Here is a 22,744-nt window from a genome sequence, read left to right on the forward strand (position 1 = left end):
CTTTTTTAATAAAAATTTGACAAGATCTTCGCTTCTGTAAGAAGCAAAACATTTGTACATTTGTTATTCGAATTTAATATGCCAACGTAAAAATCTCTTATGAGTACATATGATGTAGCCGTAATTGGCTCTGGACCTGGTGGGTATGTTGCAGCTATCCGTTGCGCACAACTGGGAATGAAAACTGCAATAATCGAAAAATATTCAACACTTGGTGGGACTTGCCTTAATGTAGGGTGTATTCCTAGTAAAGCATTACTAGATTCTTCTCATCATTATGAGCATGCGGTAAAGCACTTTGCTGATCATGGAATTGAAATTCCGGGTGATGTAAAGATCAATCTTGAAAAAATGATTGCTCGTAAGCAAGCTGTAGTTGATCAAACCACAGGTGGAGTTGATTTCTTAATGAAAAAAAATAAGATTGATAGGTATGAAGGTGTTGGATCTTTTAAGGACGCTACACACGTAAATATTACGAAATCTGATAATTCTGTAGAAACAATTGAAGCTAAGAATATAATCATAGCTACTGGTTCTAAACCATCTTCTTTACCTTTTATCAAGTTAGATAAGAAACGAGTGATCACTTCTACAGAGGCTTTAAAGCTTAAAGAAGTACCTAAACATATGGTTATTATCGGTGGAGGTGTAATCGGATTGGAGCTAGGACAAGTATATCGTCGTTTAGGAGCTGAGGTTTCTGTTGTAGAATATATGGATAGAATTATCCCTGGAATGGATAAAGCATTATCCAGAGAACTACAAAAGGTAATGAAAAAACAAGGAGTGAAGTTTTATACATCGCATAAGGTTACTGGAGTAAAGGCTACAGCAAAACAAGTAACGATTACTGCTGATGATAAAAAAGGAAATCCTGTAGAGTTTAAAGGTGATTATTGTTTGGTATCTGTTGGTAGAAAACCATATACCGATGGATTAAATACTGAAGCTGCAGGAGTAAAGTTAACGGATAGAGGACAGGTAGAAGTAAATGATCATTTACAGACTTCTGTAAGTAATATCTATGCCATTGGTGATGTAATAAAAGGAGCAATGTTAGCTCATAAGGCAGAAGAAGAAGGAGTTTTTGTTGCAGAAATATTAGCTGGACAAAAACCACATATTGATTATAACCTGATTCCAGGAGTAGTATATACTTGGCCAGAGGTTGCTGCAGTTGGTAAAACTGAAGAAGAACTTAAAGAAGCTGGAATTAAGTATAAATCTGGACAATTTCCGTTTAGAGCATTAGGTAGATCAAGAGCAAGCGCCGATTTAGATGGGTTTGTGAAAATTCTTGCAGACGAGAATACAGATGAGGTATTAGGAGTTCATATGGTTGGTGCACGTTGTGCTGATCTAATTGCCGAAGCTGTTACTGCTATGGAGTTTAGAGCATCTGCAGAAGATATTAGTAGAATGTCTCATGCACATCCTACCTTTACAGAAGCTATTAAAGAAGCAGCATTAGCTGCAACAGATAATAGACCATTACACGTTTAAAAAGAACTTTTTTAAATCTTATATATCATCCCACTTTTAATTAGAAGTGGGATTTTTTTATATGTTCTCTAATCTATTTAGAACTTCAGTTTTATAATTTCTACTAATAGGAATTGATTTGTTATTAAGAACTAATTCTTCATTAGAGAAAGAATCTATTTTTTTAATGGAAATAATAAATGATCTGTGGGTTCGCATGAATTGTTTTACGGGCAGTTTAGCCTCTATGTTACTAATAGTTTCTCTGGTAACAATAGTTGCATTATCGCAATGAATTTTTAGATAATCATTATAACTTTCTATATAAATAATCTCTGAGAAATCTATTTTTTTCATTCTTCGGTCCGATCTTACAAAAATGAAATCGTTTACTACTGTTTCTTGAGTTTTTGTGGAGGATACTTTATGATGAGTTTCAAAATAATTATTTACTGCATTTAATAATCGTTCGAAAGAAATTGGTTTTAGTAAATAATCTACTGCGTGTAAATCAAAACCTTCTATGGCATATTCTCTATAAGCAGTAGTAAAAATAATCTTAATTTCTTTATTGATAGATTTGGCAAATGAAATTCCGGATATTTCAGGCATATTAATATCCAAAAAAATAAGATCTACTTGTTTCGAATTAATGTGATTAAATGCTTCTAAAGCGCTATTGCATATGGCAACAACTTCTAAACGATCGATTTTTGCTATATGACTTGCAATAATATCTCGAGCAGTAGGTTCATCATCTACTATGATGCATGATATTTTAGAACTCATTAGTAGGTGCTTTTAAGTTTTTTAATATTAATTGTACAGTATACCAGTTCTGATTTTCTAAAACGGTAAGTTCATGATTATCCCGATATACTAATGATAATCGTTTTTTTATATTATTTAACCCAATTCCTTTTTTACTTTTTTCTGTAAAAGAGTGAATAGAATTTTTTATTAAAAAATGAATTTCATTATCGATATATTTTAAATGGATATAGATAGATAATTTTTGATCTACAATTTGACCGTGCTTAAAACTGTTTTCTACAAATGGGATTAATAGCATTGGAGCTATTTGTATAGTGTTTTTTATATTTTCAACTTGTAAAGAAATGTCTAGAACATCACTAAATCGCATTTTCTCTAAGGCTACATAGTCTTCAATATGATTTATTTCTTCTTGTAATGAAACCAAAGGCTTGTCAGATTGATACAATAAATAGTCTAATAAATTAGATAATTTTAATATCATTTCTGGAGTGTCATCGGATTTCTCTAGCGCAAATCCGTACAAGGTATTTAAGGTGTTAAATAAGAAGTGAGGATGTATCTGCATCTTCAGATAATTCAATTCTTGCTCCTTTAATTTTAGTTGTGCTTCTAGAATTCTGTTTTTAAGTTCTTGATTAGCTGTTCTGGACTTATAATTATGTTGTGCTAGATTTAATGCACTTGCTATAAAAACAACAAAATAGACCGCAATAAATAAGAAAAAAGGACTTCTGGTCATAGGTGCCATTCCTTCATATTTTAGTGATGATAAAAAAATCAATCCATAAAAAAAGGAAATTACTATAAAAAAGGTAGAAATGATTATTGTATAAATACAATAAATTATAAATAAAATATATTTTTCATTAATTAAATATTTAGGTATTAAGATGTCTGTTACGGCGTATGTAGTTCCTATTGTTACTGGCATTAGAAATAAAGAAAAGGAGAAAACATAACTGATATCATTAGTATTGTAGCCAAAAAAATAGGTGTAAGAAAACAACACTACTACCCAAAAAATAGCGTGTAGTAATATGGAAGCAATTTTTTTAAGAATTGTATCTTTAGAGATCATATTGGAGTACAATATCAGTATTTTTTACTTTTCATAATGTATTTTTGGACGAATAACCATTTTAATGACCGTTATAACATAATAGAAAAGGATATTTCTCTAGTAAGTATTGATTATGTTAAAAACACAACAAATTTGGTAAACAAGCGCAAAAAAAATATTTCAGAGAATTTAGATACTAGTTTTGAGTATGTTTAATTTAAAAAAAAATATACACTATGATATCATTGACCATTATTCAATCACAAAATCCAATTCTTTTTTTTCAGTTTTTCCAACGTTTAGAAGAAGGAGGAATGTTTTTTATGTTCCCTATTCTAATCATGTTATTACTAGTGTTTTTTTTAATTGTTAAAGCAGTAATTTCTATTCGTAAAAATCACGTAGGACTTAATAAGAACATTCAATTACTAAATTCGATTGGTCTTTTTTCTGTAGTATGGGGAATGCTTGGACAACTTATCGGTATTGTGGGGATGTTTGACAAAATGGAGGCAATTAGCGAAATATCTACTGATGTTTTTGCAGGAGGTTTAAAAGTATCCGCACTTCCTCCAATTTTTGGCTTTTGTGTATTTGTAATTTCCAGAGCTGCTTCAATAGTATTTACTTGGATTAGCAAAGAATCCGAATAAATAACAGTAACCTTACCTACCAAAAATAGTATAACCTCACTAGGTTATCAATATCAAAAACACTTAATAAACATGATGTTATTATAGATCAAAATGTTTTTTGATCAGGTATTAACGTGTGTTATTTTTCAAACAAATAAATAAGATAGATATGATTAGAAAAGTAATAATAACAGTTCTTTTGATAAACATTGTGACCATACAGGCACAAACATTTAATAAATCTACATTAGACAGTTTTTTTGAATTATTGGATGCTAATGATAAAGGAATGGGAAGTGTTTCTATCTACAAAGAAGGAATAGAAGTTTATAATACTTCGATAGGATATATTGACCTAGAACATAAAATAAAAGCAAATTCGGAGACAATATATAGAATAGGATCTATTACTAAAACTTTTACAGCAACAATAATTATGCAGTTAATAGAAGAAAATAAGTTGAAGTTAGAAACCTTATTAAGTGATTATTTCCCAAAAGTTTCTAATGCTGATAAAATAACAATTGGACACATGTTGCGTCATCGTAGCGGTTTATTTAATCTAACAGAGGATGAAGATTTTATGAAATGGATGATTGTACCTAATACTAGAAAACAGATGATAGATAGATTGTTGAAAAAAGAAGGGAGTTTTGAACCTGGAGAAAAGACAGCATATTCTAACACGAATTATTTGTTACTCTCGTACATCGCCGAAGAAATTGAAGGTAAAACATATTCAGAAATTTTGCAGTCGAGAATAATACACCCTTTAGGTCTAAAAAGAACTGCTTATGGAAAAAATATTGATACAAGTAACAATGAAGCTCTTTCTTATGTTAAGAATGATAATAAGTGGGTTAAAATAGAAAAACATACAGATATGAGCGTGCCGATAGGAGCTGGAGCAATAGTATCTACACCAACAGAGGTTAATATTTTTTACAATAGTTTATTTTCTGGGAAACTAGTATCAAATGCCTCTTTAGAAATTATGATGGATACATCTACAGGAATGGGAATCGGTCTAGGAGGAGAGACCTTTTTTGGAAAACAAGCCTATGGTCATAATGGAGGTATTGATGGTTTCCAATCCCTTACAATGTACCTGCCAGAGGAAAAAATAGTGGTTTCTTATATAGGTAATGGAGTAGTAATGTCACCAAATAATTGTATTGTAAATGTATTAAAAAGCTATTATGATCAGGATTATAAACTTCCAGTGTTTAATGCACCATTAGAGTTTGCTACAGAAGAATTGGATGTTTTTTTAGGGGTTTATATTAGCAAGTCCTTCCCTTTTCAAATTACTTTTACAAAAGAAAATACAACGTTGATTGCCAGTGCTAAAGATGGTCCTACATTTCCATTAGTTGGATATCAGAAGAATGGATTTAAATCAGATAGAGCAGGAGCGACTATTAACTTTAATACAGATGAAAGTACAATGGTATTAGAGTTAAATGGAAATAAAGTATCTTTTAAAAGAAAATAAATAATATTAAAAAAACCTCTGTTTCTCTAGTTACAATAATAAACAGAGGTTTTTCTATTATTTATGTGATCCATCGCAATATGGTGGGTTACTAGTTAATTTACAGGTACATAAATATGCTTCCTTTGCTTCTTCCACAGTGAAAATAGTTGGAGGAGTGCCTCCAGTTGTTTTATGCGCTCCGTTACAAAAAGGTTGGTTTTCACTATGACCACAGGTACACCAGGCGTAATTTTTATTAGCTTCTAATTGACAAGGAACTGGTGAGTCACCACCTCGTATGTTATTCTCCATAATCTTAATTATTTTGATATTAAAATTATTAATTCCTAAATTAAGATTGATTTTAAATTAAGAATGTTTAAATAATCTTCTTTTAATGCTGTTTTAGGAGTGTCATCAGATTATTTAAAGTATTTTTATGTAGAATTAAAGTTCTTTAGATAAAATTTTATATCAACCAATATAGGTTTTGCTTAATTGTGAATTAATAGGGAATCGTGTGAGAATCACGAGCTGTCGCGCAACTGTAAGTAACCATATAGTTTTTATCAATTTATATCCACTGTTTTATTATAAAAAATGGGAAGGATGATAAAAATGTTATAAGTCAGGAGACCTGCCTATTATTGAATTGACTATGCTTTCGCGAATTGAAGTTTTGGTTAAGTTTGATGCACACTAAAAGGGTTTTTGACTTTTTTGGTGATATAACTATATGCATTATTTTAATTCTCTTCATTTCTATAAGCACACTAATTTATACAAAGAGCTTTAAAAATTAATATTAATTTTTAAAAGTTTAAAGTTATGCTTACACACAATCTTGGCTATCCGCGTATTGGTAGCGAAAGGGAATTAAAAAAAGTTTCAGAACAATATTGGTCTGGAAAAACTAGTAGGAAGAATTTACTACAAGTAGGAAAAAACATCCGAAAAGAGAATTGGTTATTACAAAAAGAAGCAGGTATAGATTTAATACCGTCTAATGATTTTTCATTTTATGATCAAGTTTTAGATATGTCATTGATGGTTGGAGCGATCCCCAAAAGATATCAGAGCCTATTAGTTAATAAGCTTAGTTATTTAGACTTGTATTTTGCAATGGCTAGAGGATATCAAAAGGATAGCTATGATATTACAGCGATGGAAATGACAAAATGGTTTGATACTAACTATCATTATATTGTTCCAGAGTTTTATAAAAATCAAGAGTTTACCTTGTTTTCTACGAAAGTAATTGATGAGTTTTATGAAGCAAAAGAAATTGGTATACAAACAAAACCAGTATTAATTGGTCCTGTGTCTTATCTGTTATTAGGAAAAGCAAAAGGAGAAAGTTTTGAAACAATTGATCTAGTGGATAAGTTAATACCAGTATATATAGATTTAATAAAGAAATTGGTTTCTTTAGGGGTGGAATGGATACAATTCGATGAGCCTTTTTTAGCACTTGATCTAACCAAAAAAGAGAAAGAAGTATACAATCAAGCATATCTTAAATTAAAAAGCTCTTTTCCGGATTTAAAAATAATGATAGCAACCTATTTTGAGAGTATCCAAGATAATTTAGAATTAATAGCAAATAAACTTCTTATTGATGCGATTCATATTGATTTAGTCAAGTGTCCAGAACAATTAGATAGTGTATTGGATAGTATTCCCGAACGGATACATCTTTCATTAGGGGTTGTAGATGGAAGAAATATATGGAAAAACAATTATCAAGAGTCATTATCATATATAAATAGAGCGAAAGGAAAGAGAGAAGAAAACACTATTTTGATAGCACCTTCTTGTTCATTACTTCATTCACCATGTGACTTAGATTTAGAAGCAAATAATGAGAAATTATCATTAGAGGTTAAAGACTGGTTATCTTTTGCAAAACAAAAATTAAAAGAAGTAGTTACTTTAAAGGAGATTACTCTTTTAGAAAAAGAAGATAAAGTATTTGAAGAATTAGAAAAAAACATAATTTCTCATGCGAATAGGAGTAGTTCAGAAAGAATTCATAATTCAGAGGTTGATGAAAAAGTCAAAGCAATTTCGAAGCAGGATATAGTAAGAAAAAATTCTTTTAACCTTCGTAAAGAAGTGCAACATAAAAATTTAAACCTACCTGTTTTCCCAACTACGACTATTGGATCGTTTCCACAAACAAAAAAAGTAAGAAGTTGGAGATATCAATATAAAAAAGGAAATATTTCTTTAATGCAGTACGAAGAATACATAAAAGAAGAAATCATAAAAGTAATTCGTTGGCAAGAAGAAATAGGATTGGATGTTTTAGTTCACGGGGAGTTTGAGCGTAATGATATGGTAGAATATTTTGGAGAAAAGCTAGATGGTTTTACTTTTACTAAATTCGGTTGGGTCCAGAGTTATGGATCTCGTTGTGTAAAACCTCCTATTATTTATGGTAGTGTAAAGAGACCAAATCCAATGACGATAGATTGGACTTTATTCGCACAATCATTAACTTCAAAACCGGTAAAAGGCATGCTTACAGGGCCTGTAACTATTTTGCAATGGTCTTTTGTAAGAAATGATCAACCTGAATCTATAACTTGTAATGAGATAGCTTTAGCGATAAGAGATGAGGTAAAGGATTTAGAAGATAATGGGATTAATATAATTCAGATTGATGAACCAGCATTAAGAGAAGGTCTTCCTTTAAAGAGTAAATATCATAGTGATTATTTTGAATGGGCAATTCAATCATTTAAAATTGCCTCATCTATAGTATCCAATACTACACAAATACATACCCATATGTGTTATTCTGAATTTAATGATATTATTGATCAAATAGCAAATTTAGATGCAGACGTAATAACAATTGAATGCTCTAGATCTCAAATGGAGTTGTTGGATGCTTTCGCAGATTATAAATATCCTAATGAAATAGGACCAGGCGTTTATGATATTCATGCGCCAAGAGTTCCTCATAAAGATGAGATTATAGAATTAATGCATAAAGCACAAAAATACCTTCCTGTGGATCAATTATGGATCAATCCAGATTGTGGATTAAAAACCCGTGGTTGGGAAGAAACAGAAAAAGCTCTTAAAACTATGGTAGGTGCTGCTAAACAATTGAGGAAAGAAGCGTTACAAGCGGTTTAGTTCTTTTTAGTCAGAAGTAATCTTAATCAAAAAATGGCCTCCTAAAAAAGGAGGCCTTGTTATTTAATTAATTTTGTATTGGGAAAAGCAGCTTTGTATCCAAACCAAAACGCATTATGTGTAGGTAAACGATATGCTATTTCTTTAGTTTTATTATTTTCTAAACGATCTTCATATATGGTCCAGGTATTTCCCTTTTGATCGGTAGCGGTAGATTGCTTATTATAGGAGGTAAATTTAGTTTTTGCTGTGAAGTATACTCTATGTGATCCACTTTTATCCGTAAATACAGTAATGTTTTTATTATTAATTTGATTTTGATATATGTTGTTTTTCTTAAGAAATTTAGAAGAAATTGCAATGTTTTCATCAGTTTCAGTAGGTAATCTTATTGCTAGTATTTCTTGTTTGTTTTTTAATCGTTTATCTTTTTTGGGAACGGAAAACATTAGTTGATCTGTTGAAAAATAGTTTTTATAAGCAACACCTTCGCCATAATCTCTTTTATGGCCAGTTTGTAAAGATAAAACGGTAGTATTAGGATGTCGCTTTTTCCAAGCTCCCCAGGTTGTAGTAACTACACTTAAGTATTCTAGTTCAATCCTTTTTTCGACTAATGGTCCTATAACAGGCTTTCCCCAAAGAGTATTCCAAAGAGATTGTGTTTTTTGATCATACATTAGTTTGTTTGATCTATAGAGAAAACCACTGGTTCCCATTTGATATTGGCTACCATCTTTTTCGGTTTTGTATAGAATAACAGTTCCGCAAAGTGTACAATATACCCCAGCAACAGGAGTATCTCCAACGGTGTCCGTAAACATTTCATGCCAAGCTAGAATTCGTTTAGGATATGCTCGGACATCTCCATTAACAGAAATACCAAAAACAATATCATTGTTGTTAAGATATCTTGCGTTATTTGCACTAATCATTTTAGGGTTTCTAAGTGGCGGAATTCCGTCTTGTATAACACCTCCCCATCGAACCTCATCTAATCTAATAGTAGATAAATTTTCACGATTTAAAAAATAAGTATTAAATCGACTATCTAATGATTTGTGCAATGCTGCTTTAAAGGAATAGTATTCTTTGGTATATGTAGGTTTTTTATTCCAGATATATTGATACCATTTATTAAAATCATATCCATAATTTTTTCTAGTTTTTTTATTTAGAATATTAAATAATTTAAAAGTAGTTGATTGATGGTTAAGGAAATAAAGAGATTCTATAGCTAGAATCTCAAAACTTTCTGACCAGTTAGTTTCAATATGTTTTATAGCAAGCTTGTGTACTTTGGGGTTTGTTGATGTAAAGAAGTCTAAAAAATATTGATGATCCTCTTTGGGAACTTTCTTTAGTGTCCTTTGTTGAGGTATTAGAATGTTATGACTTAATAAAACAAGTAATATTATAAATATATTTTTCATCGGACCAATTTTCTAAATCAGTCGCATGAATTAGTTAATCACGACAAGTTTTGATAAATTTTAGTATTTATGTTCTTATGTATTATATGTTAGATTATCAATAGGTGTATTTAGACACTTTTTAATGCATCGGAGGCAAGTATATCTAATGTTCTGTTTGTGCCTAATAATGTAAGTCTATACAGGTAATAATATTTAGCGTTTTATATGTAATATTTTAGATTCTAGCCTGATAGGTGTATAAATCAAAATATCTTCCTTCTGCTTGGATAAGTTCTTCATGAGTTCCTCTTTCTGCAATACCTCCTGATTCAATAACCAAAATTTGATCCGCTTTTTTGATAGTACTTAATCTATGAGCTATTACAAATGTCGTTCGACCTTTCATTAATTCGTTTAAACTTTTTTGAATCAGCGCTTCACTTTCAGTGTCTAAATTGGATGTAGCCTCATCTAAAATAATGATTTTTGGATCTGCAAGAATAGCACGTGCTATAGCTATACGTTGTCTTTGACCACCAGATAATTTAACTCCTCGTTCGCCTATCAACGTATCCAGCCCGTCATCAAATCGATCAGTAAACTCATTTACATAAGCAGCTTTTACCGCTTGCTGTAATTCCTCTTCAGTAGCATTAGGTCTCGGAAAAAGAATATTATCTCTAATACTACCTTCAAATAAGAATTCGTCTTGCAATACTACTCCTAGGTTACGACGATAACTGCTAAGGTTCACTTTAGAAATATCGTGACTATCTATTGTGATAAGACCAGATTTTGGATTAAGGAAAGTAGCAGATAAGCCCGCAATTGTAGATTTACCAGAACCAGAGCTTCCTACTAAAGCGGTAACCGAACCAGAAGATGCTTTAAAACTAATGTTATGTAGTACCTCTTTTCCTTCTTCGTATGAAAAGGATACATTATCGAAAATAATATCTCCTTTTATATTTTCGAGTTTGATCGTTCGATTTTTTTCATCTTCTTCAGGGTCCATATTCATTAACTCTTCTGTTCTATCCAAACCTGCTAATGCTTCTGTAAGTTGTGATCCTATGTTGCTCATTTGAACAATAGGAGCAATCATAAAAGCCAAATACATAGTGAAAGATAGAAATTGACCAGCAGTCATAGTTCCTTCCATCATATAATAACCACCAATACCCATAATTCCTGTAGAGGCAATACCAGCTAACAAAAAAGTAGAAGAACTGGTCATTAATGCAGTTGCAGTCAAACTCTTTTTTACATTTTGAAACAGTCGATCAACACCTTCTTCGAAAACCTTACTTTCTTGTTCTTCTGCACCAAAGCCTTTAATAACTCTAACACCAGCAAGTGTTTCTGTTAATCTTCCTTTCACTTCGGCATTAATAACACCTCTTTTCCTGAAAATAGGGCGGATATATTTAAAGGCTTTTAGAGCTACAATACCAAATAAAGTTATAGGAATAAGAACAAAAAGAGTCATCCATCCGTTGATGTCAACAAGTAAGACTACAGATACAATTGCTGTAAATATGCCACCAACTAGTTGAACCAAACCAGTTCCGATCAAATTACGAACCCCTTCTACATCACTCATTATTCTAGATACTAAAGCACCGGATTTAGTATTGTCAAAGAAGCTGATTGGTAGGGAGAGTACTTTTTTCTGAACCTGAGCTCTAAGCTCAGAAATCAGATATTGAGCCTGTACACTTAAAACTCTAGTTAGTAAAAATGATGTAGTTGCCTGGATTAATATTGCAGAACCCACAATGATAAGTAATTCATACAATTGTCCCATATCTTTACTTGGAACGACGTCATCTAATAAAGTTTTACTTTTCCAGGGTAATATTAAACCGGCAACTCGATTAAAAAAAATTAATATTAACCCTATAAAAACTAAACCACGTCTGGGCCAAATAATAGTTTTAAATGCTTGTAAAATAGTAACTTTTGGTTTCTTTTTATCGTTGGAAGTGTTATTGCTTTGGAATTCTCTCATAAGTTAGTTTTCGGCATTAAAAAGGGAAATAGTATAGTCCAAAAGGCTTTGGTCTCCATATGAACCATGTCCAGGAATTACAACTTCAATATTAGGATACGCTTTTTTTATTTTACGAACAGTGTTTGACCATTCTGAAACATTGGCATCTGCCAAATTTCCTTTTGAAGCTTTCAGACTTTTTATCATACATCCTCCAAAAAGAATTTTATCCTCTGGGAAAAAGGAAACTATATTATCCTTGCTATGAGCTTCTCCAAAAAAAGTATTCACAATTTTTTTGTTTCCAACGTTTAAAATCAATTCATTTTCGAAGACTTCGTCCGGTTGATTATATTTCTTTTCTAACATTAAATTAGCTGTCTTTTTTGATGCAATAGATGGAATACCATATTTCTTAAAGACATCCATCCCTTCATTACAATCTCTATGAAAGTGATTAAAGACAACTCCCTTTATTGTTGTGTTTTTTTCTTTTTGTAGCCAGTTTATTAATTGTTTAGAAGCAACGTCATTAGCAGGAGTATCAAATACGTATGCTTCGTCATCATTTAGGAATATAAAGCCATTGCTATCATATTGCTTGCCATTATCTAGAAAAATTTTAGAAATATGAACATAGCTATGATCATTTATTTTGGCAAGCTTTAAGTTATCAGAAACTTTTATTAGATCCCCTTCTTCTTTAGGCTTACAGGACATAATAAATACAAGTAATATATAAGTGATCGATTTTATATGCTGTCTAGTCATGTATTTAAAAGGACTTTTTTCTTTTTAAAAAACGCATAGCTAATATATAAATACCTGATGGAATTCCGATCCATACTAATTCACTTAACAATACTTTAATGCCCCAAGTACTAAAGAATTTACTAGCTCCAATGGGTGATACTTGTATCGGTTTCCATGGTAAAAAGTATCTTGTATTATCAAAAGGTGAAAAGAAAGCTATACCTAAACCACCAGAGGTCATAGCATCCAAAACTCCATGTGAAGCAGTACAAATAGTAAAATAGAGTATAAGAAATATTCCAGTTCTGGAGTTTAGTTTTTTATTATAAAATAGTACCGTTATTAAAAAGCCAAGGATTAATGCAAATACAAGCGAATGGGAAAACCCTCGATGCCCCCAAAAATCTTCATAGGCTATTCCGAATTTAAAACCAACTACATCAGCGTCCGGGAGTATAGCGCAGAGCATACCTAATCCCCAAAGCTTAAATGTTCCTAATTCTTTATTGAAACTTTTTCCAAAAGCATAGGCTGTTAATGCATGTCCAAATACTGAAGCCATTAATTATTTGTTATATATTGAAAAGGGATATTCCATTCGGAGTTATGTTCTTTGTCTTCGTAGTTTTTTTTAATCGTAATTATCTGTTCACCTTCCTCAATATCTGAAAGCTTTATATAAGCCAAAACACCAAATTGATTTGTTCGAGGGTGATAATATTTTCGATATTTCGGAGTAAGTTTTATGTTATTTAGAAAAACTTCATTGTATAAATGATAACAATTGAGATAATTAATCTTGTTGTTTAAACTGTTTTCTTTTTTTGAAATACTATCATTATTCTCAAAGTCAGGACAAGTATTTTTTCTTATTGTTTTTTCGTGTTCAAATATTGGAATAAACAATTTTAAAACTTTTTTTTCTATGATGTCTGATTTAATTTCTGGAGTTAATAGAAAGTCTATATTTTTATTTTCGGTTTCATAATAACCGGCGTAGTTTTTTGTACTATCGAAATAATAACTTGTTTTGGCCAGATATAGAATATTAGTATTAGAAATTTGATAAGAAGCAACAAAAATTCCGGATAGTACAAACAAAATAACATAGCGAATTAGCGCTTTATTTTGTTTGAAATTAGAAGCAAAACTCATGGTGATCTGCAATAGATACTTATAAAGTGGCCCTAATATTATGATAGAAGTTAGTTTCACAATTTTGAAAAGCCATATTTGCATTTTTTCATTTTGCTTATATTTTTTTAAATTGGCAACCATTACAAATATTGATTGAAATAATGCTAAAAAAAGTGAAGCTATTGCTGGAATTAGAGCGATACTAGGAGGTATGAATTTTACAAGAAAGTTATAAAGAAATAAATAAAAAGTAGTGAGTACTGCCAAATAGGTATAGATGAGTAAGATTGCAAAAGCAGCAGAAAAGGTTACACTACATAAATCATCTATTTTTTGAATAGAATCCTTTAATTTAGGTAGAATAGCTAATATTCTTTTAGTGTAAATTTCTGAATATACACTATCTTTTAGACTATAATCTGGGAATACTGAGTTTAATCCTACTAATCCAATCCAATAAGCTCTTAGTAAAAAATGAATTACAAACATGGATACTAGAATACTCACGGCTAAAAGTCCCATAAATGATATGAAATAACCAACAATATATTGTTCTGGGACTAACCAATCAATAAACATATTTGTTACCCAATTAATAACTTTAAATAATTGGAATGTACCAAAAATTGCTATTGCAGAGACTAATAGCTCAGCTTCCCAACTTTCATCTTTTAATCGTTGTAACCAATTATTAGGATTTTTAGGAGGCAAATTTTCACTGTTAGTTTCATTCATACAATCATCATTTATTTAATCATATTGGTTTATAGGAATTCATTAATTTTCTTTCAAGAAATTATTTTTTCTTTTTTTTATGTTTCAGGTTAAAAGTTTTATCACCTTTCGTTTTCGGTTTTTTATACTTCTTTTTGATTTCTCTTTTATACTTTCCTCCTAAATTGACTTTACTATTTTTTGCAGATTTTTCGTGAAATGCAGCACCAGCTTCATCATCATTAGGACGTTTGTGAGGATTGTATATTTCTTTAACTTTAGGTTGTTCTTCAGGTGTCAATTGATCGGATACTTCTATCGAATCAGGCAGAGGTAGTTGTGCTATTTCCATCTCCATTAACCCTTCAATTGCATCTAAGAACTCTTCTTCTTTTTCTGTAGTAAGAACAAAGGAAACTCCTTCTTTTTCTGCTCTACCAGTTCTACCAATTCTATGCATATAGTTTTCTGGATATTCAGGCGTATCTAAGTTGATTACTTGACTTACATTCTCTATATCTAATCCTCGGGCCATTACATCCGTAGCAATAAGAATTCTATTTTCACCCTTTCTAAATTGCTCAATACTTCTTAGTCGATAGTTCTGTGTTTTATTAGAGTGTATGATACAAATTTCTTCTTTGTATTTTTTTTCTAATGCTTCGAATAAACGATCAGCTATCTTTTTATACCCGACAAATATTAATGTTTTATGGTAAGTTTCTTTATCAGCTAATAAGTGTTCTAATAGGTTTACTTTGGTATAGAAATTTGGAACTTTATATCCAAATTGTTTAATATTTTCTAAAGGAGTACCACTTTTGGCAACTGATATTTTTTTAGGATCTCGGAATATCTCAGAAATCATTTTATCCACTTCTTCCGTCATAGTCGCGGAAAACATGATGTTTTGACGCTGTTGAGGTAGTATATCGAAAATATTCATTAATTGATGTCTAAAACCAAGATCTAACATTACATCGACTTCATCTATCACTATTTTTTGAATAGATTTTAGCTGTAATGCTCTACTTACTGCTAGATCATATAAACGTCCAGGCGTAGCTACTACGATATCTAAACCTTCTGATACTACTTGTTTTTGAGTATTAATATTTGTCCCTCCATATACTCCGGTAACTCTAACATTAATATATGTAGAAAGTTTTTGAATTTCATCAACTACCTGAACTACCAATTCTCTTGTTGGAACTAATACTAAAACTCGTGGATTTTGTTGTACCGAATATTTTAGCATTCTTAAAATAGGTAACATATAAGCATATGTCTTACCAGTTCCCGTTTGTGCAATTCCTACAACGTCTTTTCCTGACATTACTACAGAAAATGCTTGCTCCTGAATAGGAGTAGGGGTTTTAAACTCCAAGTCATCCAATGCATTTAGGAGTTGTGTACTTAAATTTAGATCTCTAAAAGTCACTATTATACTAATTTTATACGCGAAAGTAATTTATTTGATATCAATAAATAACAATACACGAATAATATAATATTTTTAATCTTATAATTGGACTTAAAATTTTGTATTTCGTGCCCTTAGGATAAACGACTCAGTTAATATATACAAGTATTTTGAGATAGTGATTTCTTTTAAAACCGTATCTTTATCTACTTTTTGGTAATATGGCAGAACTAATAAAATTATATAACGAGAATCCTCATCCTCGTGAAGTGCAAAAGGTTGTTGATAGCCTAAGAAGTGGTGGATTAGTAATTTATCCTACGGATACAGTATATGGTTTAGGTTGTGATATTACGAATAATAGAGCTTTAGAGCGTATTGCAAAAATTAAAGGAGTTAAGCTGGCTAAAGCGAACTTTTCATTTATTTGTAGTGATCTTAGCAATTTATCGGATTATGTAAAGCAAATAGATAATAGCACATTTAAATTGTTAAAGAGAACACTTCCAGGTCCTTATACATATATACTTCCCGGAAGTAATAACTTACCTACAGTTTTTAAAAAGAAAAGAACCGTTGGGATTCGAGTTCCAGATAATAATATTTGTAAAACTATAGTAGAAAATTTAGGGAATCCTATAGTATCTACATCTATTTATGACGAAGATGAAGTTATAGAATATACGACTGATCCAGAACTGATTTTAGAAAAATGGGATAATCTAGTAGATGTGGTTATAGATGGTGGATATGGTGGTAATATGGCATCTACCGTTATAGATCTTACTAGTGGAGAACCTGTTCTTGTGCGAGAAGGAAAAGGAGCAATTGATATTATTTAAGAGACTACATATTTTAACTCATTTCTATAAGTACTAGGTGTTTTTCCTGAGAATTGTTTGAAAAGTTTATTAAAGTGTGAAAAATTACTAAATCCACTTTCATAACAAATATCTGTAATACTAGTTTGTTTTTCGTGTAACAACTTTGCAGCGTGTACTAATCTATATTCATTTACAAATTGAATAAAAGTTTTTCCAGTGTTTTTTTTGAAATATCTACAAAATCCTGGTACACTCATACTTACTTTATCGGCAATTTCCTCTAGTGGAATTGGTCTAGTAAATTCTTCTTGTACAAAATTAAAAATTAGATTAATTCGATTATTATCTTGCAAAGAGGTTTCAATTACAAAACCCTCTGCATTAAGAATAGAATAGTCTTTAGTTTGTTGCATTTCTTTAAATACCTTCAATATCCCTAATAACCTATCAAATGGATCTAACATTTCTAAAGCTTCAATGCGGGCACCAATTCTACGTTTAGTATCTCCATGAAATACAATACCTTTTTTTGCCTGTTCTAGTAATTGATTTACTCCAGCCATTTCTGGGATATTAAAAAAAGAGTTTCCTAAAAAATTGGGTAACATTTGTATAATTGTTTCGCTCTTATTTAGGGTTAGACTGTCTGTAAAACCGCAATGAGGTAGATTAGAACCAATGAGCATTAAAGCTCCATTCCTATAGTAGGACATATGGCTACCTATTTGACGTTTTCCTGTACCCCCATTGACATATACAATTTCAATTTCTGGATGGTAATGCCAAATAGGGGCTTTGTTCATTTTTTCTTGAGAGAAGTTTTCATAAAAAAATGAACTACCAAACTCAGGAAGAATTTTTTCTAAAGAAGGTTTAATACTTTTTTTCATTTTGAGGGAATTTTCTCCATATTAGATTTTTGTAAATATAAGATATTTAAAGTATTAATTTATTGTTAAATATGTGAAATCATATGTTAAATTAGCTTTAAGGGGGTTTTTATGATTTTTATAGGTTAATATAGAACATATATATGCAAAAATAGATGTATTTATAGACATATTCTCTGTCATATATTTGCAGTGTAAAATATTAACAACAACAAAAACCTTAAGTTATGAAGAGAGTTATTAACCTATGTTTGATTGCACTAGTAATCATTACAAGCAGTGTTGCTAACGCAGCAGGAAGAGTTTCAGTTGAGATCACTAATTCGTCGATGGTTAATGTATCATTGACAGAAGTTATAAAAGGAGAAAAATTATTCCTTAAGGATTACCACGGTGAAGTATTATTCAATGTTACTTTAGAAGCAACACCAAGTTATCAGAAGTACTTTAACCTAGGAAATGTACCAGATGGAGTGTATTTTGTAGAAACAGAAGCTGAATATGAAATAAAAGTAACCCCTTTATTAAAAAACCAAAAAGGAGTTTCATTGATTAACACGTCAGCAGTAACAGTATTTAAACCATTGGTTCGCGCAGAAAGTAAATTTATTAAAGTAATGTTTAATAATACTGAAAAGTCACCAGTTAATCTTACCATCTATGATAACGAGTTTAGAGTATTGGAAGAAGTAATAGGAAATGAAGAAGAAGTATTAAAAAGAACATATGATTTTTCTAAAATGCCTAAAGGAGAATATCAGTTTTACTTCGCATTAAAGGACAGAACGTTTATAAAGAAAGTTAGTATTTAATTGTTTTATTATTAACTCAACCACTTGAAAAGCAGCACTAACCACGCTGCTTTTTTCATTTTATATTTTGGTTAAAATCGCATAGATAATGGTCAATTTTGATGTTTTTATTCTATGCTATATAAAGTACCTTTAAAAGATAAATGAATCGATAAAAACGTATAATTATGAATAAAGTAGTAGAAGTTTATTTAGTAGTAGCAGCAATTTTTATAGTTTCTTTTTCTAATACAGTAAATGAGTTTTCTTTTGAAATAGAAGAGTTTTCTTTAGAAACGGATGAATTTTTAAATGGATAATACCTAATTTAACCCTAGTATTTTTAAAAGTATCCAAGTGTTTCTTTTACTGATTCTCTGTAGTTTCGACCTACCGGAATTTTGATGCCTTTAATTTCAATTTCAGTAGTAGAAAAAGCGTCGATATTATCAATAGCAATGATAAAAGATCGATGTACTCTTAGAAATTTTTTACTAGGAAGTGTATTTTCTATGGTACTAATACCTTTGTACGCTATTATTTCTCTCTCAGAGGTTTTAATTTTGATATAGTTTTTTAGACTTTCTATATAAAAGATATCTTTTAGAAATATTTTTTGCATTTTCTTTTCCACCTTTAGATAAATAAAAACATCTTGATAGTCAATTTCTTCTGTATTGTTAATTGTTGGAGGAATGTTATTAGCAGAGTCCAAACGTTTTAATACTTTATTAATTGATTTTAAGAATCGTGAAAAATCTATAGGTTTTAATAAGTAATCTATAGCTTCTAAATTAAAAGCGTCTACTGCATAATCACTATATGCTGTTGTAAAAATAACTTGAGTAGAAGGAGTTAGATCTTTTAAGAAATCAATTCCCGTTACTTCGGGCATTTGGATATCTAGAAAAATTAAGTCAATATTCTTATTAGTAATAATATTAAATGCTTCTAATGCATTAGCGCAAGAAGCTATATGTTCTAAATGATTAATTCTAGAGATATAATTTTCAATTATTTCTCTAGCTAATGGTTCGTCATCGACGATAAGACATTTTATTTTGGTATTCATCTAGAGATTTTTAGTGAGATTTAATTTTAAAATAACTTCATATGATAATTCGTTATCATCTATTTTTAATGAGTATTGATCAGGGTATAACAATTGTAATCTCTTTTTTACATTATTAAAACCGATACCTCCAACTGAATCATGATCTGTATTGGTATCGCTAAATTTAGAATTTTCTACTTGTAATATGAGTTCTCTTTTCTTGGTAAATATATTAATGACAATCCAGGATCCTTTTGAAGAAGAAGTTCCGTGCTTAAAAGCATTTTCTACAAATGGGATCAATAAAAATGGTGATATTTGATAATCTTTGTCAGATTCAGAGTTAAAACTAATATCTATAGAATCTTCGAACCTTAATTTTTCAAGATCGATATAATTTTTTAAATATTCTATTTCTTTTACTAATGAGACTTTAGGGGTATTGGCCTCGTATAACATATATCGCATGAGTTTCGATAATTTTAATACTGCGGTTTCTGCTGTATTCGATTTTTTTATGATTAATGCATATAAAGTATTAAGTGTGTTAAATAGGAAATGCGGATGTACTTGATTACGCAATTGTATAAGTTCGGTTTCAATTTTTTCTTTTTCTAGAGTTAAGGTTCTTTGTTGTGAGTTATAATAGAATTTAAAAAAACTAAAACCTAAGGGAATGATAGCGGCAATATTAACATCTAAAATTGTATTCATTAATTCTGTTATTGTAAAATAGCCTTCACTGTTCCAACTAGGAAAGTAGATAGGTTCTACATAAAAATAAATTATAGGTCTTTGGATGCAAATACTAGTTACTAATAACAAAATGAGGTAAGAAACTATAAAAGAAATAAACTTTCTTTTTAATAGAAATTTGGGGATTAGCATGTATATAGATATGTAGACAAGTACCATTCTTGCTGGTAAACCAAAAGTTTGAATAGTAAATGAACGAACATAATCATTATCATATGTTCCCCAAGTAATTCCAAAAAATATGATGAGGCCTACCCAGTAAAGTATATGCTTAGATAATCTGTGAGAAAATATATTTTTAAAAAATGTGTTTGTCATTAAGTTGTTTACGAAGAGCTAAAGTCTCAAAAATTTTAATGAAATAACAAAGTTAAGGACGAATTACGTTCAATTTATTACGTACAACATTAATTATTCTTCGAAAACGCTAAAAATTTATATTTCAATCATTTATTTAATTCTTAACTGTTTATACTTTAGATCACGCTTTCTGTATAATGAAGTTGTCATTTTTTTTGAAGCTTGGTAATTAGCTGTTTATTAATTAAAAAAATGATATTTATGAGTACATACTTGATAAAAGTGTTTTTACGTTTATTTCTTTTAACCCTAGTTTCCTTTTTAGGGCAAGCACAGAAATCGGAATTATTAACTCACGTAGAACCGCCATTTTGGTGGGTAGGAATGGAAAACCCTGATTTACAATTATTGTTACATGGCGAGAATATTAGTGCTTATAACGTTACAATTCAATACCCTGGAGTTCAATTAAAAAAAGTCAATAAAGTAGAAAACACAAATTATTTGTTTATAGATCTTGGCATTTTTAAGAATACTCAGCCTGGAACTATATCCATAAAATTTGAAAATAAAGATCAATTTTTTAGTTATAACTATGAACTAAAACAAAAGGTAAAAGATAGAAAAGTAGGACAAAAAATTACACCTGCTGATGTGATTTATTTAATTACACCAGATCGTTTTGCAAACGGAAACACTTCGAATGATTCTACAAAAGACACCAAGGAAAAGATAAAGAGAAATAATGAAGATGGTAGACATGGAGGTGATTTGAAAGGAATACTTGATAATTTTAATTATTTAGAAGAACTGGGAGTTACTACATTATGGTTAAATCCATTTTTGGAAAATGATCAGCCAACATATTCTTATCACGGATATGCAATTTCTGATTTTTATAAAACAGATACTCGTCTAGGATCAAATGAAGAATACAAAACCTTTGTTGATGTAGCGCATGAAAAAGGTATGAAAGTAATTATGGATCAAGTTTTTAATCATTGTGGTTCCGGACATTGGTGGATGCAAGACTTACCATCAAAAGATTGGGTAAACCAATGGGATACGTTTACTAAAAGTAATTTTACAAATATAGCCGCTTCTGATCCTTATGCTTCTGAAAGTGATTTTAATTTACTAACAAAAGGGTGGTTTGATATTAATATGCCGGATCTAAACTTAGAAAATGAATTTCTAGCTACTTATATGATTCAGAATTCTATTTGGTGGGTTGCATATTCCAAAATAGATGGAATTCGATTAGATACATATCCATATCCTAATAAACAAGCAATGTCTAAATGGATGAAAGCGCTTACAAAAGAATATCCTGACTTTTATATGGTAGCAGAAACCTGGGCAGAAAGAGCATCTTATTTATCTTATTGGAATAATGATAGAGCTAATAGAGATGGATATGTTTCTAATGTAAGCAGTGTTAGCGACTATGCTTTATATTATTCAATGTTAAGAGCTTTTGGAAAGAATGGAGATATTTCTGAGTTGTATAAAACACTAGCAGAAGATTTTGTATACGGAAACCCTGAAAATAATAAAGTTTTTAATGGTAATCATGATGTAGATCGTTTATTGGCTTTATTAGATAATGATGTAAATAAACTGAAGCTAAGTATGGTGTTTACGCTTACTACTAGAGGAATTCCCCAGATATATTATGGAGATGAGATTCTAATGAAAAATAGGAGACCAGATGGTAAAGTAAGACAAGATTTTCCTGGTGGATGGAAAGAAGATGATAGAAATGCTTTTACTAAAGAAGGTCGAACTACAGAAGAAAATGATCTGTTTGAATATGTGAAAACAATTCTTAATTGGAGAAAAAATGCATCATCTATTCATAACGGAAAACTAGTGCATTACCAACCGATTGATAATGTATATGTATATTTTAGATATACAGATACAGAAAACACAATGATTATTATTAATAATAGTGATAAAGATTATAAGAGTTTTAAGTTAGCTCGTTTTCAAGAATCATTAGAAGGATATAGTCAAGGAAAAGATATTTTATCAGGAAAAAAGTTTGATACTTTAGAACAAATAAATTTAGCTAAGCATACCGCAATGGTTATTGACTTAGCTAAATAAT

The 22,744-nt window shown here is 30.4% G+C and carries 20 protein-coding genes and 1 riboswitch; of the genes, 8 read left to right on the forward strand and 12 right to left on the reverse strand.

The window, feature by feature from the left end:
- The first annotated feature begins 99 nt into the window (after window positions 1–99).
- Window positions 100–1,506 (forward strand): dihydrolipoyl dehydrogenase, encoded by a 1,407-nt coding sequence (gene lpdA / locus D1815_RS03395; protein WP_118385909.1) that lies wholly within the window; start codon window positions 100–102, stop codon window positions 1,504–1,506.
- Between the two features lie 57 nt (window positions 1,507–1,563).
- Here lpdA and D1815_RS03400 read toward each other — a convergent pair whose 3' ends face one another.
- Window positions 1,564–2,274, reverse strand: coding sequence for a LytTR family DNA-binding domain-containing protein (locus tag D1815_RS03400; protein WP_027393637.1), 711 nt, complete (start codon window positions 2,272–2,274; stop codon window positions 1,564–1,566).
- The gene (locus D1815_RS03405) at window positions 2,264–3,340 is read right to left on the reverse strand and encodes a sensor histidine kinase (protein ID WP_118385910.1); all 1,077 of its coding nucleotides are present in this window, start codon (window positions 3,338–3,340) and stop codon (window positions 2,264–2,266) included. Before D1815_RS03405 ends, D1815_RS03400 begins: the two co-directional genes overlap by 11 nt.
- Window positions 3,341–3,558: 218 nt before the next feature.
- On the opposite strand from D1815_RS03405, the gene D1815_RS03410 reads away from it, so the two are divergent.
- Both D1815_RS03410 and D1815_RS03415 read left to right on the forward strand, forming a co-directional pair.
- On the forward strand, window positions 3,559–3,975 hold the full coding sequence (locus D1815_RS03410; protein WP_118385911.1) for a MotA/TolQ/ExbB proton channel family protein: 417 nt from the start codon (window positions 3,559–3,561) through the stop codon (window positions 3,973–3,975).
- A 151-nt stretch (window positions 3,976–4,126) separates the two neighbouring features.
- The gene (locus D1815_RS03415; RefSeq protein WP_118385912.1) at window positions 4,127–5,452 is read left to right on the forward strand and encodes a serine hydrolase; all 1,326 of its coding nucleotides are present in this window, start codon (window positions 4,127–4,129) and stop codon (window positions 5,450–5,452) included.
- 57 nt (window positions 5,453–5,509) lie between these two features.
- On the opposite strand, the gene D1815_RS03420 is transcribed toward D1815_RS03415, so the two are convergent.
- On the reverse strand, window positions 5,510–5,746 hold the full coding sequence (locus D1815_RS03420) for a CDGSH iron-sulfur domain-containing protein (RefSeq protein ID WP_118385913.1): 237 nt from the start codon (window positions 5,744–5,746) through the stop codon (window positions 5,510–5,512).
- A gap of 156 nt (window positions 5,747–5,902) precedes the next feature.
- Window positions 5,903–6,094: riboswitch (cobalamin riboswitch) on the forward strand.
- A gap of 168 nt (window positions 6,095–6,262) precedes the next feature.
- Here D1815_RS03420 and metE point away from each other — a divergent pair.
- Window positions 6,263–8,581, forward strand: coding sequence for a 5-methyltetrahydropteroyltriglutamate--homocysteine S-methyltransferase (metE, locus tag D1815_RS03425; protein WP_118385914.1), 2,319 nt, complete (start codon window positions 6,263–6,265; stop codon window positions 8,579–8,581).
- Window positions 8,582–8,640: 59 nt separating this feature from the next.
- On the opposite strand, the gene D1815_RS03430 is transcribed toward metE, so the two are convergent.
- The 6 genes from D1815_RS03430 to D1815_RS03455 all read right to left on the reverse strand — a co-directional run bounded on the left by D1815_RS03430 (window position 8,641) and on the right by D1815_RS03455 (window position 16,034).
- Entirely contained in the window at window positions 8,641–10,014 is a 1,374-nt protein-coding gene (locus tag D1815_RS03430) for a DUF3179 domain-containing protein (protein ID WP_118385915.1), read from the reverse strand.
- 217 nt (window positions 10,015–10,231) lie between these two features.
- The gene (locus D1815_RS03435) at window positions 10,232–12,007 is read right to left on the reverse strand and encodes an ABC transporter ATP-binding protein (protein ID WP_118385916.1); all 1,776 of its coding nucleotides are present in this window, start codon (window positions 12,005–12,007) and stop codon (window positions 10,232–10,234) included.
- Window positions 12,008–12,010: 3 nt separating this feature from the next.
- Window positions 12,011–12,760: a subclass B1 metallo-beta-lactamase gene (gene bla, locus D1815_RS03440; protein ID WP_118385917.1), complete on the reverse strand. Its 750-nt coding sequence runs from the start codon at window positions 12,758–12,760 to the stop codon at window positions 12,011–12,013.
- A 4-nt stretch (window positions 12,761–12,764) separates the two neighbouring features.
- Window positions 12,765–13,304 (reverse strand): metal-dependent hydrolase, encoded by a 540-nt coding sequence (locus D1815_RS03445; protein ID WP_118385918.1) that lies wholly within the window; start codon window positions 13,302–13,304, stop codon window positions 12,765–12,767.
- A complete protein-coding gene (locus tag D1815_RS03450; protein ID WP_118385919.1) occupies window positions 13,304–14,614 on the reverse strand; it encodes a hypothetical protein in 1,311 nt (436 codons plus the stop codon). The genes D1815_RS03445 and D1815_RS03450 overlap by 1 nt, the downstream gene beginning before the upstream one ends.
- A 61-nt stretch (window positions 14,615–14,675) precedes the next feature.
- On the reverse strand, window positions 14,676–16,034 hold the full coding sequence (locus tag D1815_RS03455; RefSeq protein WP_118385920.1) for a DEAD/DEAH box helicase: 1,359 nt from the start codon (window positions 16,032–16,034) through the stop codon (window positions 14,676–14,678).
- Window positions 16,035–16,237: 203 nt separating this feature from the next.
- Between D1815_RS03455 and D1815_RS03460 the strand changes: the two genes are divergently transcribed.
- Window positions 16,238–16,858 (forward strand): L-threonylcarbamoyladenylate synthase, encoded by a 621-nt coding sequence (locus D1815_RS03460; protein WP_027393648.1) that lies wholly within the window; start codon window positions 16,238–16,240, stop codon window positions 16,856–16,858.
- Here D1815_RS03460 and D1815_RS03465 read toward each other — a convergent pair.
- Window positions 16,855–17,730 (reverse strand): AraC family transcriptional regulator, encoded by an 876-nt coding sequence (locus tag D1815_RS03465; protein WP_118385921.1) that lies wholly within the window; start codon window positions 17,728–17,730, stop codon window positions 16,855–16,857. The genes D1815_RS03460 and D1815_RS03465 overlap by 4 nt on opposite strands.
- A 227-nt stretch (window positions 17,731–17,957) precedes the next feature.
- Here D1815_RS03465 and D1815_RS03470 point away from each other — a divergent pair, with 227 nt between their 5' ends.
- Window positions 17,958–18,542: a hypothetical protein gene (locus tag D1815_RS03470; protein WP_035085634.1), complete on the forward strand. Its 585-nt coding sequence runs from the start codon at window positions 17,958–17,960 to the stop codon at window positions 18,540–18,542.
- A gap of 167 nt (window positions 18,543–18,709) precedes the next feature.
- On the forward strand, window positions 18,710–18,841 hold the full coding sequence (locus D1815_RS24000) for a hypothetical protein (RefSeq protein WP_255420148.1): 132 nt from the start codon (window positions 18,710–18,712) through the stop codon (window positions 18,839–18,841).
- A 23-nt stretch (window positions 18,842–18,864) separates the two neighbouring features.
- On the opposite strand, the gene D1815_RS03475 is transcribed toward D1815_RS24000, so the two are convergent.
- On the reverse strand, window positions 18,865–19,593 hold the full coding sequence (locus tag D1815_RS03475) for a LytTR family DNA-binding domain-containing protein (protein ID WP_027393651.1): 729 nt from the start codon (window positions 19,591–19,593) through the stop codon (window positions 18,865–18,867).
- Window positions 19,594–20,649 carry a sensor histidine kinase gene (locus D1815_RS03480; RefSeq protein ID WP_118385922.1) on the reverse strand — a complete coding sequence of 352 codons (1,056 nt, stop codon included), beginning with the start codon at window positions 20,647–20,649 and terminating at the stop codon, window positions 19,594–19,596. It abuts the gene before it with no gap.
- Window positions 20,650–20,892: 243 nt separating this feature from the next.
- Here D1815_RS03480 and D1815_RS03485 point away from each other — a divergent pair, with 243 nt between their 5' ends.
- Entirely contained in the window at window positions 20,893–22,743 is a 1,851-nt protein-coding gene (locus D1815_RS03485; protein ID WP_158594478.1) for a glycoside hydrolase family 13 protein, read from the forward strand.
- Window position 22,744 lies beyond the last annotated feature (1 nt).

This window comes from Aquimarina sp. AD1 (assembly GCF_003443695.1).
Lineage (GTDB): Bacteria > Bacteroidota > Bacteroidia > Flavobacteriales > Flavobacteriaceae > Aquimarina > Aquimarina latercula.

Bases quoted from the DNA above. Each gene is read 5' to 3' on its own strand.
- lpdA (WP_118385909.1), top strand. From the start codon at position 100: ATGAGTACATATGATGTAGCCGTAATTGGCTCTGGACCTGGTGGGTAT.
- D1815_RS03400 (WP_027393637.1), bottom strand. From the start codon at position 2,274: ATGAGTTCTAAAATATCATGCATCATAGTAGATGATGAACCTACTGCT.
- D1815_RS03405 (WP_118385910.1), bottom strand. From the start codon at position 3,340: ATGATCTCTAAAGATACAATTCTTAAAAAAATTGCTTCCATATTACTA.
- D1815_RS03410 (WP_118385911.1), top strand. From the start codon at position 3,559: ATGATATCATTGACCATTATTCAATCACAAAATCCAATTCTTTTTTTT.
- D1815_RS03415 (WP_118385912.1), top strand. From the start codon at position 4,127: ATGATTAGAAAAGTAATAATAACAGTTCTTTTGATAAACATTGTGACC.
- D1815_RS03420 (WP_118385913.1), bottom strand. From the start codon at position 5,746: ATGGAGAATAACATACGAGGTGGTGACTCACCAGTTCCTTGTCAATTA.
- metE (WP_118385914.1), top strand. From the start codon at position 6,263: ATGCTTACACACAATCTTGGCTATCCGCGTATTGGTAGCGAAAGGGAA.
- D1815_RS03430 (WP_118385915.1), bottom strand. From the start codon at position 10,014: ATGAAAAATATATTTATAATATTACTTGTTTTATTAAGTCATAACATT.
- D1815_RS03435 (WP_118385916.1), bottom strand. From the start codon at position 12,007: ATGAGAGAATTCCAAAGCAATAACACTTCCAACGATAAAAAGAAACCA.
- bla (WP_118385917.1), bottom strand. From the start codon at position 12,760: ATGACTAGACAGCATATAAAATCGATCACTTATATATTACTTGTATTT.
- D1815_RS03445 (WP_118385918.1), bottom strand. From the start codon at position 13,304: ATGGCTTCAGTATTTGGACATGCATTAACAGCCTATGCTTTTGGAAAA.
- D1815_RS03450 (WP_118385919.1), bottom strand. From the start codon at position 14,614: ATGAATGAAACTAACAGTGAAAATTTGCCTCCTAAAAATCCTAATAAT.
- D1815_RS03460 (WP_027393648.1), top strand. From the start codon at position 16,238: ATGGCAGAACTAATAAAATTATATAACGAGAATCCTCATCCTCGTGAA.
- D1815_RS03465 (WP_118385921.1), bottom strand. From the start codon at position 17,730: ATGAAAAAAAGTATTAAACCTTCTTTAGAAAAAATTCTTCCTGAGTTT.
- D1815_RS03470 (WP_035085634.1), top strand. From the start codon at position 17,958: ATGAAGAGAGTTATTAACCTATGTTTGATTGCACTAGTAATCATTACA.
- D1815_RS24000 (WP_255420148.1), top strand. From the start codon at position 18,710: ATGAATAAAGTAGTAGAAGTTTATTTAGTAGTAGCAGCAATTTTTATA.
- D1815_RS03475 (WP_027393651.1), bottom strand. From the start codon at position 19,593: ATGAATACCAAAATAAAATGTCTTATCGTCGATGACGAACCATTAGCT.
- D1815_RS03480 (WP_118385922.1), bottom strand. From the start codon at position 20,649: ATGACAAACACATTTTTTAAAAATATATTTTCTCACAGATTATCTAAG.
- D1815_RS03485 (WP_158594478.1), top strand. From the start codon at position 20,893: ATGAGTACATACTTGATAAAAGTGTTTTTACGTTTATTTCTTTTAACC.